This is a genomic window from Enterobacter sp. MGH85 (genome assembly GCF_001037655.1).
Classification (GTDB): Bacteria; Pseudomonadota; Gammaproteobacteria; order Enterobacterales; family Enterobacteriaceae; genus Enterobacter; species Enterobacter intestinihominis.
Map to the genome: position 1 here is coordinate 1,803,690 of NZ_KQ089925.1, position 15,128 is coordinate 1,818,817.

Consider the following 15,128-nt stretch of genomic DNA (forward strand, 5'->3'; position numbering starts at 1 on the left):
CAAGTCCTACTTGGCTGCTGAATATACCTACAAGCTGGATAAAGAAAAGCTCACTGATTACTCTCTTGAACAGCAAGCCTCTATTTTAGCTGATTACTGGTTACTGCTGGTTTATGGGATTAGTAAGTGGTCTTATTATCAAAGGCCTGGGCGCATGGGGATGTACAGGGGCGTTAAACATGAAATACAAAATGTTGCTGGGTGTTGTGTTCATCTTAACGGGATACCCTGGGCCTGGTGATCGAATGGTAGATCGTGAATCTTCAACGGCATTAATCAAAGATAATCAAGTTTGTGTGTTGTCACCACTGGAGCCACAGGAACGGATCACTGCTATCCAAATCAACAGTGATAATAGCGACTCTCTTCACAAGATTTTTGATGACAAGCCCGTGTATGTTCAAAAGGGCGGGTGTCTTCCTGTGTTCGGATTTAAGTTTACACCTGGAGAGCGGTATAACTTCGCCTATGACGTCCAATCTGATAAATCAGGGTCACATTTAGTCACTGCTGTATTTTCTTATCCCAAAGAATAAGGGGCTGAACGCCCCATATTCTTAACGGCGTGTAAACGCCAATCTGAGCCCTAATCCAATGAATGTTACACCAACAATTCTATCCAGTATTTTCTGCAACCTTCTGTTTTGCGAAACGGTTCCGGCTGCACTACCTGCAAGTACGGCGAACGTTAAATCAGTCATAAAAGCGATCAATGCGTAGGTCATTCCCAGGAGTAGAAAAGAAGCTGTCTGGTGCTCGCTTCCAGGCGCAACGAATTGAGGGAAAAAGGAGATGAAGAATAACAGTACCTTCGGGTTGGTTAAGGTAGTTATGAAACCTTTAGTAAGTAGACTCGTCAAAGTCGCTTTTGCCTTAACGCGTTCAGCTTCGTTGTGATTCGTGGTTTGCTTTGTCAGCGTTCCCCAAATCATCTTACTACCGAGATACACCAGATAAGCCGCACCGAGAGACTTAATGATGGTGAACATCATCGGAGATGCTGTTATCAACGCGGTTAATCCCACAGCGCTTGCAATTGCATGTGTGCAACTACCTAATGCTACACCAGCGGCAGAGATAATTCCCGCTCGTCTTCCATTAACCACGCTTTGACCTACCACGTAGGCTATATCAGGCCCAGGTGTAACGGAAAGGAGAAATACAGATAGGACGAAAAGCCCAAAATGAGTTATGTCCAGCATAGCCATCTCCAGAAAAAAATTATGTACCTCCATGCTAACACTGAATTTTTATGCGTAAAAGGTGATTTTATATGCTTTTATTCTGCTTTTGCTAAACAACGAATCACTCATGGCATAACACGCTAAGTTGCACATTTCCTGTACCCTGGATACCCTGAGATTAATCCTAATAACTCAAGGGTGAGTATGGCTAGCGGGAAGAGAAAGAATCAAAAGGAATCGCCTGAAGAAGAGTTAGATCGCCTGCTGGATGAGCTTGAACTCACACCGGAGCAACGGGAGTTTATCGAATCCATGCGAGAGGATAAGAGCGATCCCAGTAGTGAGTAACGCTTGTCTTAAGCCGAACGAGTACAAACGGCATTGTAAGAAATTCCTCACCCGGTGCATGCAGAATCACGGTGCCTTTGTTCCGGCTGTCGCTGGAGTGTCATAAATATATTTACGCGCGCGCATAATTTAAAATTAAACCCTCTTTCTTTTTACGTAATCAATCGCCCCTGTTATATCTGTCGGCAAATTTTTTATTTCCCGGATCGCAGATGAAAACACGACTCCTCCTGTGCGCTGGCTTATTAGCTGCCTCCAGTGCCCATGCCAGCGCCCTCTATTTTTATGAAGCTGGTACCGAAGATACCGCGCTTGCCGGAGCAGGGCAGGCGGCTCGTGCGCAGGATGCCTCTACAATTATGACCAACCCGGCTGGCATGACGCGCTTACCGGATCATATTGTCACAGGTGGGTTACAGGTTATGGATGGCTCCATCGACAACCAGCTGGATAACGATGCCCATCAAAGCCCCGGCGATGTGATGAAAACCATCCCGAATGCCAGCGCCTTTTATAGCCAGAAGGTGACCGATAATCTTTATGCCGGGGTCGGGCTTTACGGTAATTACGGCCTGGGGATCGATTACGGCAGCTGGATGGGCGACAGGCTGATTAAAAAGAGTACCATGGTAGCCATGACGCTCAGCCCCTCGCTGGCCTATAAGCTTAACGACCGTCTTTCGATTGGCGCGTCCGCCAACGTTAACTACGGTTACTTCTCGCTGACTCGCAGCGTTAACGATGATGACTACCGGCGACGCGATGAAGACCTGGCCATGAGCTATCGGCTTGGGCTGCTGATGCAGCTAACTGACCAGACCCGAGCCGGTATTACCTGGAACAGCGAAACGGACTACAGCTTCAATATTGACGGCAACGCGCGTCTACAGAACGGCACCTACGACCTGCCGGTGTCAGCACAAATCAGCGCGCCGCAGCAAATTATGCTCAGCCTTGTGCATGACATTAACCCGCAGTGGTCGGTTATGGGCGATCTCGGCTGGCAGGACTGGAGCCAGTTCGGCGCGCCGCAAATCGTCGTCGGGGACCAGCAGCTTAACAACGTCAGCCGCCTGAAGGACACGTGGCACGGTGCGGTGGGCGTGCAGTATCGTCCAACGCCTCAGTGGCGACTGAATGCCGGTGTGGCGTTCGATAGCTCGCCGTATGAAAGCCAGAGCGATGTGGCCTTAACCTTACCTACCGGCGATGAGTGGCGATTTGGTACGGGAGCCCAGTATCAGATCACCCCGGCCAGCAATATTGGTATTGCCGTGTCGTATCTTCATATGCAGTCGTCGCATGTGAAATCGCCGGTGGCGTTTGCCGGAAGTTACGACCATCCTTATCTTTGGTTTGCCAGCGTCAACTACAGCTATCAGTTTTGATCGGCTAACCGCTTAAAATATATGGTCTATAATGGCAGATACTGAATGTCAGAAGGTTGTACCATGCATATTTTACCGCCTGTTCGACCCGAAAAATCCATCGAACGACTGACCGCTATCCTTGAGCCGATAGCGGAGAAAGTGCACGTTGTTCCACGTAAGCGACTCACCTGGTTACGGAAGGGGAAACAGCAGATGTACCTCTTTCTGGAAGGGGAGCTGTCCCTGCTGCGGACATCGGATGGACTGGTGGTCGTGACCGTTTACGAGCCGCATTTGTTTGGTATTGCTGAGATGATCCAGCCTACGCAAGGCCATTTTCTCCGTGCGGAAAGGGAGTCGACCATTTTACGTCTCGATGCGGACAAGGCGGCCGAGTTATTCCGTGCCGAGGGCGTCTGGGAGGATGTCGCAGCGCTGCTCTCATACCATACGGCCTATTTGATATTCCGTGATGCGCAGGTACTCCAGCAGCGTACCTATTCCGTTATTCGTAACCACCTTCAGGAAATGATTTTGCTCCCGGAGGAGACGCGTTTGCGTACCACGATACTGGAATATATTCAGGATCGTACGCTGCTTTCTCGCAGTAGTATACTCAATGTATTATCCGCCCTTAAACAGGGAGAATATATCTCCTTTAAGCGCGGTGGGTATTTGCTTGAAGTCAGACACTTACCTGAATCATTCTAGGGGAAGTTTAAAATTAAACAGAAATGGAATTAACGAGGCTGTTAATTTTCTATATCGTTTGCTTTCTAAGGTTTATCTTTATTAAGTAAACGGTATATTTATGAAAAAGACAGTTCTCGCTTTGATTATGGTTAATGCGTTTACCGCCACTTCCGCGTTCGCCGCCGCTGATGCGGGCACCTGGTATGGCGGAGCGAAATTCGGCTGGTCACACTATTTTGATACCAATATGGGTTCAAAAGCGTTTGATAACAATAATTCCGACCACTTCGATTTTGACCATGATAATGTCGGTGGGGGTGTTTATACGGGTTACCAGATTACCCCATGGCTTGCGGTAGAAGGCGGTTATGATTATTTAGGCAACATGCAGATCAAGGGTCAGCATGGCGCAGGGGCGCAAATGAAGACGCAGGGTCTGCAAATGTCACTGAAGGCCAGCTATGCCTTGACCAATGACTGGGATATCTACGGCCGTGCCGGTGCGATGGGCTATCGCGCTGAATCCGATGTAAGTGGTCACAATCGTTTTGAAACCGGTGTGCGCCCGCTTGCAGCTGTGGGTACTGAATACGCCTTCAATAAAAACTGGGCTGGCCGCCTGGAATATCAGTGGGTAAGCAATGTGGGTAATGCAAACCAGATCGGTGTGAGCAGCGACCTGAGTTCCGTCACCGCAGGGCTTAGCTATCGCTTTGGTCAGTACGACTGATGCATGTGATATGGCGATTAAGAAAAACCCGGCTGCTATGTTGCCGGGTTTTTTGTTATCAGCTGGCGAATAACGGTTCAAGCATAATATGAATATTTTGCAGGCCCGTGACATTATTGTCTTTCAGGTATTGCTGATTAACCATATCTAACTGTTCCAGTTTGGTCAGCGAGGCGTAAACGCGTTGAACAGCGCTGTCCGCAACAAAAATTTCTTTTGCGGTAGTGTCCTGAAGATACTGTGATTTTACGCTGCGCGTTAAGTTATCGATCTGCTGTTTATTTTCCTGATAAAGAGACGCGATATGAGATATCTGTGCCTGCGGCGGTTTTTCCCCCGGTAATACCAGCGGAATTTGCAGATGATTAATCTTTTCAACGTTGTCTGGTGGTGGAGAGCTACATGCTGTTAATGTGCTCAGACTTAATATAGCGAAAAAGAACGGCAGGCTCTTCATCGAATCACTCCGGGGAAATAATTGGACTCAGCATTATCCCTGAAGGCCGCAGCGACGAAAGAATAAACTTATTTATTTATAAACGTTATTTCCATAGGTAAAAGAAAAGCCCGGTGATAGCCTCCTTTCCCCCCATGTACCGCCAGCGTGAATATGACGCCTCGAGGATGTATGAAATTTAAAACTCTCGTTAGTGCGATGGCCGTTGCTGGTCTGCTATTGGCCTCGTTGATCTCATTGCCTGTCCTGGCACAAAAGGAGGTGAAGGAAGCCACTGCCCATACGAAACAAATGAATGATGCACTTTATGGTCAACTGCCCTTCTTTGATAAAACCGATTTCCGAAATGCGCATAAAGGCTTTATTGCCCCGCTGCCACCTGCGGTGATTAAAGGTGAAAAAGGCGCCGTTATCTGGAATCCCCAGAAATACGCTTTTATCAAAGAAGGGCAAAAAGCGCCGGATACCGTCAACCCGAGCCTGTGGCGTCAGGCGCAGCTGAATAATATCGGCGGTCTGTTTGAAGTCACGGAAGGCGTCTACCAGATCCGCAACCTCGATCTGTCGAATATGACAATCATAGAGGGCAAAGAGGGGATCACGGTTATCGATCCGCTGGTGTCTGCGGAAACGGCTAAAGCGGGCATGGATCTTTACGTTAAGCATCGCGGCAAACGTCCGGTTGTTGCCGTTATTTATACCCATAGCCACGTCGATCATTATGGCGGCGTGCGTGGCGTAATTGATGAAGCCGGGGTAATGTCCGGCAAAGTGAAAGTCTATGCGCCAGCCGGTTTTATGGAAGAGGCGGTATCGGAAAATATCATGGCCGGAAACGCCATGAGCCGCCGTGCCAGCTATATCCACGGAAACCTGCTGAAACCCGGTGTGAAGGGGCAGGTGGGGGCAGGTCTGGGGACTACCACCTCAGCCGGAACGGTCACGCTCATCGCGCCCACTCACTCTATTACCGAAGAGGAGCAGAAAGAGGTCATTGACGGTCTCACCTATGACTTTATGCTGACGCCGGAATCGGAAGCACCGTCTGAAATGCTCTGGTATGTGGAAGAGAAAAAGCTGATCGAAGCAGCAGAGAACGTCACTCACACCCTGCACAATACCTACTCGCTGCGCGGGGCTAAAATACACGATCCGCTGGCATGGTCAAAGTACATCAATAACGCCATTGATCGTTGGGATGATAAAGCGGAAATCATTATCGCGCAGCACCACTGGCCCACGTGGGGTAACAAAAAAGTGGTGAAGCTGATGAAAAGCCAGCGTGATATCTACCGCTATATCAACGACCAGACGCTCAGACTGGCGAATAAGGGGCTGACGAGGGATGAAATAGCCGCTAATTTCGCCCTGCCTTACGGGCTGGCTAAATCCTGGGCAGGCCGTGGCTATTACGGCTCGGTAAGCAACAACGTCAAAGCCACCTATGTCTACTATCTTGGCTGGTTCGACGGCAATCCGGCGACGCTCGATGAACTGCCTCCGGTCGAGGCGGCGAAAAAGTATGTCGATTACATGGGCGGAGCCCGCGCGATCCTTGAAAAAGCCCGTGTCGATTATGCCCGGGGGAATTATCGCTGGGTGGCTCAGGTGGTCAGTAAAGTCGTTTTTGCCGATCCGAATAATAAGGCGGCGCGCGAACTGGAAGCCGATGCGTTTGAACAGCTGGGATACCATGCGGAGTCAGGGCCGTGGCGTAACGCCTACCTCACCGGTGCGCAAGAGTTGCGTAACGGCGTGAAGATAAAGCCGACGCCCAAAACCGCCAGCCCGGATGCGGTCCGTGCCATGTCAACTGAGATGATTTTTGACTACTTCGGCGTTCACCTTAACGGCGTCAGAGCGGCGAATGCCAGAGGCATTTTTAACGTTGATTTAGGCCGCGAGGGCGGCAGGTATAAGCTGGAGCTGGAGAATGGCGTGCTAAACCACAGTGCCAATATCCAGGCAGAAGATCCGGATGCAACCATTACGCTCAGCCGCGAAACGCTGAACAAAATCATCCTTAAGGAAACCACGCTGAAAAAGGCGCAACAGGCAGGAGAGGTGACGATCGTCGGCAACGCCGTGAAGGTAGATGAAATGCTGCGCTGCATGGAGAGCTTCAGTTTCTGGTTTCCTGTCGTCACCCCTTAAAAGTAAAAAAGGCTGCTTTCGCAGCCTTTTAGCATTAGCCAACAACAATTTGCCGGGTGGCGGCTTCGCCTTACCCGGCCTACACTCTGCGCTGCTTGAGCGCTAGATGACGCCGTCGCCGCCGTCAGAACACCAGACCTGCCCGGAGGTGTATGAACACTCATCCGAGGCCAGAGTGACATACAGCGGTGCGATCTCCACGGGCTGTCCCGGGCGTCCCAGAGGGGTACTCTCGCCAAAATGTTTCACTTTTTCCTGTGGCTGCCCACCGCTGGGCTGGAGCACGGTCCAGTAAGGTCCGGGCGCTACCGCGTTCACGCGGATCCCTTTCGGACCCAGCTGTTTCGCCAGCGCTTTGGTAAACACAGCGAGACAGGCTTTGGTCTGCGCATAGTCAAGCAGTACGGCGCTCGGTTTTACCGCCTGTACAGATGAGGTATTAATGATGGAAGCGGGAGCTTTCATGTGGCGCAACGCCGCCTTTGTGATCCAGAAAGGCGCATAGACGTTGGTTTTAAAGGTCGCGTCAAAATCTTCCGTGGTCAGTTCTTCCAGCGTCTCACGGTACTGCTGGCGGCCTGCGTTATTCACCAGGATGTCCAGCCCGCCCAGTTTTCCGACGGCCTGTTCCACCAGGTTCTGACAAAAAGTTTCGTCCCGCACATCGCCCGGAAGCGCGACGGCATTCCGTCCTTCCGCTTTAATCAGGGCGATCACTTCCGCAGCGTCTTCTTCCTCTTCCGGCAAATAGTTAATGGCGACATCTGCCCCTTCGCGGGCATAGGCAATGGCTACCGCGCGTCCGATGCCAGAATCGCCACCGGTAATTAGCGCCTTCTTACCGGTAAGCCGGCCATGCCCTTTGTAGCTTGTCTCGCCGTGATCGGGAACAGGGTCCATTTCAGAGGCCAGGCCCGGTGGCGTCTGGGGCTGCTCCGGGAAAGGTGGCGTTGGGTAAGCGTTCGTACGTTGTTCATTATCACTCATAGCTAACTCCTTGTTAGGGGTGAGATTTGATGGATAGTTACAGCGTTAACGCTTCGCTGAATTATTTTTGCAAGTGGCTGACCCGCACTACGGGTGGGGATGATTTTTTATCGAGCGAGCCGCTAATACTGATCATGTTGTCAGGTTCCACGGTTCTGTCATCAAATACGGCTTTCGGGATAATAACGTCGATTTTCCCGGTTTTATCCTGGAATACGTATTTATCGCCGTTGCCATCAATAAGATTGCCACGCAGTGAAATAGAGGCGCCATCATGCATCTCTTTCGCCTGAGTAATGGTCATAATGCGCGCATCATCGGTACCACGATAACCACTGTCCAGGGCGTGCGGCGGTGGCGGCGCTTCACCCTTTTGTAACCCGCCGTTATTATCTGCCCATGCGGAAGGGATAATTAATATTAACAAAGCTGAAATCACTGATAATTTCATCTGATATCCTTCATTTTGGATGTCTTGACTTATTAAGTATTGTTGCTATTCCTTTATGTGGCAAATGTGATAAGTCTTAAAAGCATTTGCGTAGAAAAATCAAAAATTTCGGCAATTAAGCGAAACGGTGACAAAAGCCATGGAACCAAAAAATGAAAAAGTGCCTGGGATAAAAGAGAGTTATCGTTTACTGACGTTTGAGTATGCATTTCGTCAGGTGGGTTTTATTGTACTGTTAGGTATTATCGTGGCCGCATTAGCCGGCCTGTTTTCCAGCGGTGCGGTTAGCGACGTGGAGAGAACAAACGAAGCAAAATCCCTGAACCTGAGCTATGAGCGCTTCGGCCGCCGCCAGACCGAATCGCGGATGACGCTGACGTTTCCGGTGACGTCTGAGGGTAAATATATTCTCAGCCTGACCAGCGAAAGCAGCGACGTATATGAGCCGGGCAGCGTCTGGCCGCAGCCGGACAGCATGTATAGCCGGGGGAATACCCTGTTTCTCGTTTACGACAATCTGAAACAGAGCGATAAGTTCACCGTCCTGCTGTTCATCACGCCGACAAAAGCAGGGAAATGGACAAACAGCATCCGCGTAAACAACGGGCCAGATATCCGCTTCTGGCAGTTTATTTACCCCTAGGAGTCGAATATGGACATGGTTTTTCGTGCCCTGGCAATATACCTGTTTCTGGTGATCGTGTTTAAAGTCGCCGGACGGCGCGCCCTGCTGCAAATGACCAGCTTTGACCTTATTTTGCTCTTAATTATCAGTGAGGCGACACAGCAGGCGCTACTGGGCGAAGATTTTTCCGTCACCGGTGCGATGATTACAATAACAACGCTGGTGGTGGTGGATATTATTTTTGGCCTGATTAAAAAATATTCTTCTTCTGTTGAGAATGTTCTTGATGGCACCCCGGTGATATTGGTAGAGAATGGTATTCCCATTGCGGATAAACTGAAAAAAGTCGATGTATCCTGCGATGATATATTGGTTTCAGCACGGCAGAACCACGGCATAACGGAATTAAAGGATATTAAGTACGCGATCCTTGAGCGTAACGGCCATATTTCAATTATTCCTGAAGAAAATTAACTAAGGGGCACATCCATGAGCAACCTTATTCACGATAATAATACGACCATCAGCGAGCTGACGAAAAAGCTTGCCACGACGCTCACAGAAAGAGGACTGCGTCTAACCACGGCGGAGTCCTGCACCGGCGGTAATCTCGCGGTTGCGCTTTGTGCCGAAGAGAACACGGCGGAATTTTATGACGTTGGCATGGTGGTGTTCAGCGATGCGGCGAAGGAGAGGATCCTCGGCGTGCGGCACGAAACGATTGAGCGCTTCACCGCCGTCAGTGAACAAACGGTTACTGAGATGGCCGCTAAAATTCGCGATATTGCCGAGGCGGATATTGGTGTTGCCATCAGCGGCTATGCGGGACCGGAAGGCGGAGACGATGGCACGGCAGCCGGTACGGTCTGCTTCGGCTGGAATATTCGCGGACAGACGGAAACCCGCACCGTGCTGTTTTCCGGTGAATGTCAGGATGTGGTGGAAAAAGCGGTGCGTTATTCGCTGTCTGAACTGATCGAAATACTCTCCGGGTGGGATAACGTCTGAGACAAGGGGAAAGGCTATGGCTGTTATCGTTATTACCGGCGGTACGGCGGGCGTGGGGAAAGCCACGGCGCTGCACTTTGCTAAAGCGGGCTACGATGTAGGCATTATTGCCCGCGATGAGCAGAGCCTGCGCTCCACAGAAGAGGAGTTGCGCCGTTTCGGGATCAACGCGTGTGCCGTTCAGGCCGACGTGGCGGACAGCAAGGCGGTGACCGATGCTGCTAACGAAATTGAATACCGGCTTGGAGCCATCGATGTGTGGGTGAATAACGCCATGGGCGGGATGCTGGCGCCGTTTCGCACCATGTCCCCGGAGGAGTTTCGCCGCGTCACCGAGGTGACCTATCTGGGCTATGTTAACGGCACCCGCGCCGCGCTGGAGTTAATGACCCCTCGCGATCGTGGAACGATTATTCAGGTTGGCTCCGCGCTGGCCTACCGTTCCATTCCCTTGCAGTCAGCCTACTGTGGGGCGAAGGCCGCGATCCGCGGATTTACCGATGCCGTACGCACCGAGCTGATGCATGAAAACAGCCGGGTGCAGATCGCAATGGTACAGATGCCGGGCCTCAATACGCCGCAGTTCGAGTGGGCGAGGAATAAATTTGCCTGGGCGATGCGCCCGGTCCCCCCCGTTTTTCAGCCGGAAGTGGCCGCCAGCGCTATTTTTAAGGTGGCGCAGAAACCGGTGCGGGAGCTATGGGTGGGCAGCAGCACCGTCCAGTCGATTGTCGGGCAGTTTCTTTTCCCCGGTTTTCTGGACCGGCTGATGGTTAAAAAGGCCTGGGAAGGGCAGATGACCGATACGCTAAATGCGGATGACCGTCTGGACTATCTGGATCAGCCGGTTAACGATCTGCATAAAATCCACGGGCATTTCACCGACGAAGCAAAAGAGCGCGCCACCAGCGTTACCTCCGGCATGCCGGGGAAAGTGCTGCTCGGCTCCCTCGCCGTTACGGGCGCGATCGTGGCGCGTCTGCTGCTCTCGCGGAGACGATAATCAGCGCAGTGCGGTACGATCGGTCCAGAACCAGCGGTAGCCATAGCCGCTGAGGTTAAGCGCGACGGTTTTGCCGCATACCAGCGCGTCGTCGTAGCGTTTGTCCGCCAGGCATGCGGTCCAGGTCGCATGCCGGATCCCTCTGGCGGTAAAATTAACGGGCTTATCGCTGAAGTTAACGAAGGTCAGAATGCTGCGCGTGTCGGTTTCGTAATAGATCCCCAGTACCGCATCGTTGTCGATAGTAATAAGACGAAACGGCGCGACGCCGATCTCAGGAAACTCCGAGCGCGTATTGGCGATATCGATAATGCAGTGCAGGAGGGAGTTGCGGTGCAACAGCGAATCCGCCACGTTGATTTTTTGATAGCGGTACGGACCATGGTCAATCATTGGGGCGATAAAGGTTTCCGGGTCGGCATCTGAGAAACCGCCGCCCTGCGATCCGGCCCACTGCATTGGGGTGCGTACGGCGTAACGCTCCTCCAGATCTAAATCATCGCCCATTCCAATTTCATCCCCGTAGCGCATGACCGGTACGCCCGGCAGCGAAAACAAGACCGCATGGCAAAAGGCCAGCCGCTTTCGATCGCCCTTAAGCATCGGCGCCAGACGGCGGCGGATCCCTCGCTGATACACGCTCATCTCTTCATCAGGGGCGAAGGCATCAATGACGGTCTGCTTCGCTTTTTTGCCTATCCCTTCCAGATCCAGCTCATCATGATTGCGCAGCCAGTTGGCGAAGCAGCAGGAGTCCGGCGGCACAATCATCTTTTTCACCGCGTTGCGCAGCGGTCGTGCGCTCTTCTCTGCAAGGCTGACGTAAAAGTACTTATTGAGCCAGAAATTCAGCACCAGGTTGAGCCGGTCATTCTGACCAAAATAATCTTTGTAGGCGTCGACCTCCACGTCGACTTCGCCGAGCAGGATCGCGTCCGGATTGCGCTGTTCGATAAGACGGCGCAGATGCTCCAGGATCCACAGGCCGCGTTTTTCATCTCCACGCCCGGCCTGTTTTGTCAGGTGCGACGCTGCATCCAGGCGAAAGCCCGACACCCCGAGCTTTAGCCAGAAGATGATGATGTTCTCAACCTCCTTCAGCACCGCCGGGGAGGCCAGATTGAGATCCGGCTCGTGGTGATAAAACATATGCCGGTAGTATTGCCCCGCTGCGTCGTCCCATGTCCAGACGCTCTTTTCCACGCCGGGGAACATCGGTGGCGTATCGTCCTCGTCCGTGTCAGACCAGAGATAATAGTCACGGTAGGGTGACTGCGGGTTGCGGCGGGCTTGCTGAAACCAGGGATGCGCATCCGAGGTGTGCTGGATCAGCAGCTCAATAATGACCTTCATCCCCAGCTCCCGCGCCTGTTCAATAAAGGCGATGATATCGTTGAGCTTGCCGAAGCGGGGATCGACCTGCAAATGGTCGCTTACGTCATAGCCTTCATCGAGAAAAGGGGTGAGGTAAAACGGGGTGATCCAGATAACCGTCGCGCCCATCCGGCGGATGTAGCGCAACTTCGCGGCGATCCCGGCGATGTCGCCACAACCATCGCCGTTAAGATCGTAAAACAGGGCGGTATCAATCTGGTAAATAATGGCGCGTGTATGCCAGCCTGCCATAGCAATCCTTAGTGATAACCTTCGGTATCAGACACTTTGCCCCGGAAGACGTAGTAGCTCCAGGCGGTGTAAACCAGGATCACCGGGATGATTAACAGCGTGCCGATCAGCATAAACAGCTGGCTGGCAGGCGGCGCGGCGGCTTCCCACAGGGTGATGTGCGGCGGAATAATGTGTGGCCACAGGCTGATGCCCAGGCCGCTAAAGCCGAGGAAGATCAGGCCCAGCGTTAACAGGAACGGACGGGCATGGCTGTCGGGATTGCGCGTCAGCCGCCAGATCCACAGGCTGAATACCGCCACCAGAACCGGAACCGGCAGGAACCAGAAGAAGTTAGGCAGTGTAAACCAGCGCTCGGCGACAAACTGCCAGCCGAGCGGGGTCCAGATACTCACCACCGCAATAACGGCGATCAGTGCCAGCAGCACGTGCCGGGTCAGCTCACGCATCCGGTTTTGCAGCGCGCCTTCGCTTTTCATGATCAGCCATGTGGTAGCCAGCAGGGTATAGGCGACAATCAAACCCAGCCCGCAGAACAGGTTAAACGGGGTTAACCAGTCCAGCGAGGAGCCCACAAAGCGTCGCCCTTCCACGTCAAAGCCGTTGATCATCGCGCCGACCACGATCCCTTGGCTGAAGGTTGCCAGCAGGGAACCGCCAGCAAAAGAATAGTCCCAGAATTTGCGGTGGGAAGGGGTCGCCTTAAAGCGAAACTCAAATGCCACGCCGCGGAAAATAAGCCCGATCAGCATGGCCGTGAGCGGGATGGTCAGGGCATCGATAATCACCGCGTAGGCCAGCGGAAACGCGCCGAACAACCCTGCGCCGCCGAGAACCAGCCAGGTTTCATTTCCGTCCCAGACCGGTGCGACGCTGTTCACCATCACGTCGCGTTCTTTGGCATCGCCCACAAAGCTGAACAGCATGCCGATACCAAGATCGAAACCGTCCATGATGATGTACATCAGCGTGGCGAAGACAATAATGGCAAACCAGATGACCGGGATATCGACGCCCATCAGATCTTCTCCTCTTCCGGAACAGACTCGGCGGCGGACAGCGGACGGGCAGGGGTGCCCGACGTATTAGACGTTAGCGTGCCGACAGGCTGCGGCCCTTTCTTTATCAACCGGGCGAGATACACATAACCCACGCCAAATACCGAACAGTAGACCACGATAAAGGCCAGCAGGCTGATGCTCATCTGCAACGTGCTGTGCAGAGACACCGCATCTATCGTGCGCAGATAGCCGTAGACGACCCACGGCTGGCGGCCCACTTCGGTGGTGACCCACCCGGCGAGCAGCGCAAGCAGTCCGGCTGGCCCCATGCAAAGGGCAAACCAGTGGAATGGTCGCGAGTGATAGAGCCGGCGGCGATAGCGCAGCCAGACGCTCAGCACACCAAGCGTAATCATCAGCAGCCCCATGCCGACCATAATGCGGAAAGACCAGAAGACGATGAGCGAGTTCGGGCGGTCCTCTTTCGGGAAATCTTTCAGCGCCGGGACCTGTTTATCCAGGCTGTGCGTCAGGATCAGGCTGCCGAGCGCCGGAATTTCAAGCCCGTATTTGGTGCGCTCCTCCTCCATATCCGGTACGCCGAACAGCAGCAGCGGGGTAGCCTCGCCGGGCGGATTTTCCCAGTGGCCTTCAATCGCGGCGATTTTGGCAGGCTGATGCTCAAGCGTATTCAGGCCGTGCATATCCCCAACGACTGCCTGGATGGGCGCGACCAGCAGCGCCATCCACATGGCCATAGAGAACATTTTGCGAATAGCGGGCGTGTCGTTGCCGCGCAGCAGATGCCATGCCCCGGACGCGCCCACAAACAAGGCGCTGCACAGGAAGGCGGCGATGGACATATGGATCAGACGGTAAGGGAATGAGGAGTTAAAAATAATGGCCAGCCAGTCTTCGGGAATGACCTGACCGTTCTGAATACTGAAGCCCTGCGGGGTGTGCATCCAGCTGTTGGAGGCGAGGATCCAGAAGGTGGACATCAGCGTGCCCAGAGCTACCATGCAGGTGGCAAAGAAGTGCAGGCCGGGGCCGACCTTGTTCCAGCCGAACAACATCACGCCCAGAAATCCGGCTTCGAGGAAGAAGGCGGTTAAGACTTCATAAGTGAGCAGAGGGCCGGTTATGCTGCCTGCGAACTGGGAAAATCCGCTCCAGTTAGTCCCAAACTGGTAAGCCATTACCAGCCCGGAAACCACGCCCATACCAAAGTTAACGGCGAAAATTTTCAGCCAGAAATGGTAAAGCGAGCGCCAGACATCATTTTTTGTGCGAAGCCACATGCCCTCGAGAACCACCAGATAGCTCGCAAGCCCGATGGTGATTGCCGGAAAGAGAATATGGAAAGAGACGGTAAAGGCGAACTGTATCCTGGCCAGATGAAACGCATCAAGCTCGAACATGCTCCGTACCTCTGGAACTGATAGCCCACAAGGCATTGCCAGACAGCCTCAGGCTGCCTGGCAAAACCGG

At 52.8% G+C, this 15,128-nt stretch carries 16 protein-coding genes and 1 pseudogene; 10 read left to right on the plus strand and 7 right to left on the minus strand.

The annotated features are described in order from the left end of the window. Positions 1 to 13: 13 nt before the first annotated feature. Positions 14 to 241, plus strand: a pseudogene (locus SK51_RS25765) (hypothetical protein); the annotation flags it as partial. Next, positions 180 to 536: a putative T6SS immunity periplasmic lipoprotein gene (locus tag SK51_RS08555; protein WP_032671447.1), complete on the plus strand. Its 357-nt coding sequence runs from the start codon at positions 180 to 182 to the stop codon at positions 534 to 536. The pseudogene SK51_RS25765 and the gene SK51_RS08555, both read left to right, overlap by 62 nt. A 21-nt stretch (positions 537 to 557) precedes the next feature. Here the strand turns inward: SK51_RS08555 and SK51_RS08560 are convergent, their stop codons facing one another. Further along, positions 558 to 1,202 (minus strand): LysE family translocator, encoded by a 645-nt coding sequence (locus SK51_RS08560; protein ID WP_023306874.1) that lies wholly within the window; start codon positions 1,200 to 1,202, stop codon positions 558 to 560. A 542-nt stretch (positions 1,203 to 1,744) separates the two neighbouring features. Between SK51_RS08560 and SK51_RS08570 the strand changes: the two genes are divergently transcribed. The 3 genes from SK51_RS08570 to SK51_RS08580 all read left to right on the plus strand — a co-directional run bounded on the left by SK51_RS08570 (position 1,745) and on the right by SK51_RS08580 (position 4,325). After that, positions 1,745 to 2,920: an OmpP1/FadL family transporter gene (locus SK51_RS08570; protein WP_023306873.1), complete on the plus strand. Its 1,176-nt coding sequence runs from the start codon at positions 1,745 to 1,747 to the stop codon at positions 2,918 to 2,920. Between the two features lie 63 nt (positions 2,921 to 2,983). After that, positions 2,984 to 3,613 (plus strand): winged helix-turn-helix transcriptional regulator, encoded by a 630-nt coding sequence (locus SK51_RS08575; protein ID WP_022649277.1) that lies wholly within the window; start codon positions 2,984 to 2,986, stop codon positions 3,611 to 3,613. Positions 3,614 to 3,713: 100 nt separating this feature from the next. Then, the gene (locus tag SK51_RS08580) at positions 3,714 to 4,325 is read left to right on the plus strand and encodes an outer membrane beta-barrel protein (RefSeq protein ID WP_022649276.1); all 612 of its coding nucleotides are present in this window, start codon (positions 3,714 to 3,716) and stop codon (positions 4,323 to 4,325) included. A gap of 58 nt (positions 4,326 to 4,383) precedes the next feature. On the opposite strand, the gene SK51_RS08585 is transcribed toward SK51_RS08580, so the two are convergent. Next, a complete protein-coding gene (locus tag SK51_RS08585) occupies positions 4,384 to 4,782 on the minus strand; it encodes a hypothetical protein (RefSeq protein ID WP_022649275.1) in 399 nt (132 codons plus the stop codon). 171 nt (positions 4,783 to 4,953) lie between these two features. Here SK51_RS08585 and SK51_RS08590 point away from each other — a divergent pair, with 171 nt between their 5' ends. Continuing rightward, positions 4,954 to 6,936 (plus strand): alkyl/aryl-sulfatase, encoded by a 1,983-nt coding sequence (locus SK51_RS08590; protein WP_048206646.1) that lies wholly within the window; start codon positions 4,954 to 4,956, stop codon positions 6,934 to 6,936. A gap of 102 nt (positions 6,937 to 7,038) precedes the next feature. On the opposite strand, the gene SK51_RS08595 is transcribed toward SK51_RS08590, so the two are convergent. Then, the gene (locus SK51_RS08595; RefSeq protein ID WP_022649272.1) at positions 7,039 to 7,923 is read right to left on the minus strand and encodes an SDR family oxidoreductase; all 885 of its coding nucleotides are present in this window, start codon (positions 7,921 to 7,923) and stop codon (positions 7,039 to 7,041) included. Between the two features lie 61 nt (positions 7,924 to 7,984). Continuing rightward, positions 7,985 to 8,374, minus strand: a complete 390-nt coding sequence (locus SK51_RS08600) for a YdeI family stress tolerance OB fold protein (RefSeq protein ID WP_022649271.1) — start codon at positions 8,372 to 8,374, stop codon at positions 7,985 to 7,987. 139 nt (positions 8,375 to 8,513) lie between these two features. Between SK51_RS08600 and SK51_RS08605 the strand changes: the two genes are divergently transcribed. Genes SK51_RS08605 through SK51_RS08620 form a run of 4 tightly spaced genes read left to right on the plus strand, consistent with a single transcriptional unit; the run spans position 8,514 to position 11,010 of the window. Beyond that, positions 8,514 to 9,017 (plus strand): hypothetical protein, encoded by a 504-nt coding sequence (locus SK51_RS08605; protein WP_023306871.1) that lies wholly within the window; start codon positions 8,514 to 8,516, stop codon positions 9,015 to 9,017. A 9-nt stretch (positions 9,018 to 9,026) separates the two neighbouring features. Further along, positions 9,027 to 9,473 (plus strand): DUF421 domain-containing protein, encoded by a 447-nt coding sequence (locus tag SK51_RS08610; protein ID WP_022649269.1) that lies wholly within the window; start codon positions 9,027 to 9,029, stop codon positions 9,471 to 9,473. 15 nt (positions 9,474 to 9,488) lie between these two features. Continuing rightward, entirely contained in the window at positions 9,489 to 10,007 is a 519-nt protein-coding gene (locus tag SK51_RS08615) for a 2-oxo-tetronate isomerase (protein WP_022649268.1), read from the plus strand. A 16-nt stretch (positions 10,008 to 10,023) separates the two neighbouring features. Continuing rightward, on the plus strand, positions 10,024 to 11,010 hold the full coding sequence (locus SK51_RS08620; protein ID WP_023306870.1) for an SDR family oxidoreductase: 987 nt from the start codon (positions 10,024 to 10,026) through the stop codon (positions 11,008 to 11,010). Here the strand turns inward: SK51_RS08620 and SK51_RS08625 are convergent, their stop codons facing one another. Genes SK51_RS08625 through SK51_RS08635 form a run of 3 tightly spaced genes read right to left on the minus strand, consistent with a single transcriptional unit; the run spans position 11,011 to position 15,058 of the window. After that, positions 11,011 to 12,636 carry an alpha-amylase family protein gene (locus SK51_RS08625; RefSeq protein WP_023306869.1) on the minus strand — a complete coding sequence of 542 codons (1,626 nt, stop codon included), beginning with the start codon at positions 12,634 to 12,636 and terminating at the stop codon, positions 11,011 to 11,013. 8 nt (positions 12,637 to 12,644) lie between these two features. Then, positions 12,645 to 13,655, minus strand: coding sequence for a cytochrome d ubiquinol oxidase subunit II (gene cydB, locus SK51_RS08630; protein WP_022649265.1), 1,011 nt, complete (start codon positions 13,653 to 13,655; stop codon positions 12,645 to 12,647). Further along, positions 13,655 to 15,058, minus strand: coding sequence for a cytochrome ubiquinol oxidase subunit I (locus tag SK51_RS08635; protein WP_032676490.1), 1,404 nt, complete (start codon positions 15,056 to 15,058; stop codon positions 13,655 to 13,657). The genes cydB and SK51_RS08635 overlap by 1 nt, the downstream gene beginning before the upstream one ends. Between the last annotated feature and the right edge of the window lie 70 nt (positions 15,059 to 15,128).

Excerpts from the sequence above, each read along its gene's own strand:
- SK51_RS08555 (WP_032671447.1), top strand. The coding sequence starts at position 180 with ATGAAATACAAAATGTTGCTGGGTGTTGTGTTCATCTTAACGGGATAC.
- SK51_RS08560 (WP_023306874.1), bottom strand. The coding sequence starts at position 1,202 with ATGCTGGACATAACTCATTTTGGGCTTTTCGTCCTATCTGTATTTCTC.
- SK51_RS08570 (WP_023306873.1), top strand. The coding sequence starts at position 1,745 with ATGAAAACACGACTCCTCCTGTGCGCTGGCTTATTAGCTGCCTCCAGT.
- SK51_RS08575 (WP_022649277.1), top strand. The coding sequence starts at position 2,984 with ATGCATATTTTACCGCCTGTTCGACCCGAAAAATCCATCGAACGACTG.
- SK51_RS08580 (WP_022649276.1), top strand. The coding sequence starts at position 3,714 with ATGAAAAAGACAGTTCTCGCTTTGATTATGGTTAATGCGTTTACCGCC.
- SK51_RS08585 (WP_022649275.1), bottom strand. The coding sequence starts at position 4,782 with ATGAAGAGCCTGCCGTTCTTTTTCGCTATATTAAGTCTGAGCACATTA.
- SK51_RS08590 (WP_048206646.1), top strand. The coding sequence starts at position 4,954 with ATGAAATTTAAAACTCTCGTTAGTGCGATGGCCGTTGCTGGTCTGCTA.
- SK51_RS08595 (WP_022649272.1), bottom strand. The coding sequence starts at position 7,923 with ATGAGTGATAATGAACAACGTACGAACGCTTACCCAACGCCACCTTTC.
- SK51_RS08600 (WP_022649271.1), bottom strand. The coding sequence starts at position 8,374 with ATGAAATTATCAGTGATTTCAGCTTTGTTAATATTAATTATCCCTTCC.
- SK51_RS08605 (WP_023306871.1), top strand. The coding sequence starts at position 8,514 with ATGGAACCAAAAAATGAAAAAGTGCCTGGGATAAAAGAGAGTTATCGT.
- SK51_RS08610 (WP_022649269.1), top strand. The coding sequence starts at position 9,027 with ATGGACATGGTTTTTCGTGCCCTGGCAATATACCTGTTTCTGGTGATC.
- SK51_RS08615 (WP_022649268.1), top strand. The coding sequence starts at position 9,489 with ATGAGCAACCTTATTCACGATAATAATACGACCATCAGCGAGCTGACG.
- SK51_RS08620 (WP_023306870.1), top strand. The coding sequence starts at position 10,024 with ATGGCTGTTATCGTTATTACCGGCGGTACGGCGGGCGTGGGGAAAGCC.
- SK51_RS08625 (WP_023306869.1), bottom strand. The coding sequence starts at position 12,636 with ATGGCAGGCTGGCATACACGCGCCATTATTTACCAGATTGATACCGCC.
- cydB (WP_022649265.1), bottom strand. The coding sequence starts at position 13,655 with ATGGGCGTCGATATCCCGGTCATCTGGTTTGCCATTATTGTCTTCGCC.
- SK51_RS08635 (WP_032676490.1), bottom strand. The coding sequence starts at position 15,058 with ATGTTCGAGCTTGATGCGTTTCATCTGGCCAGGATACAGTTCGCCTTT.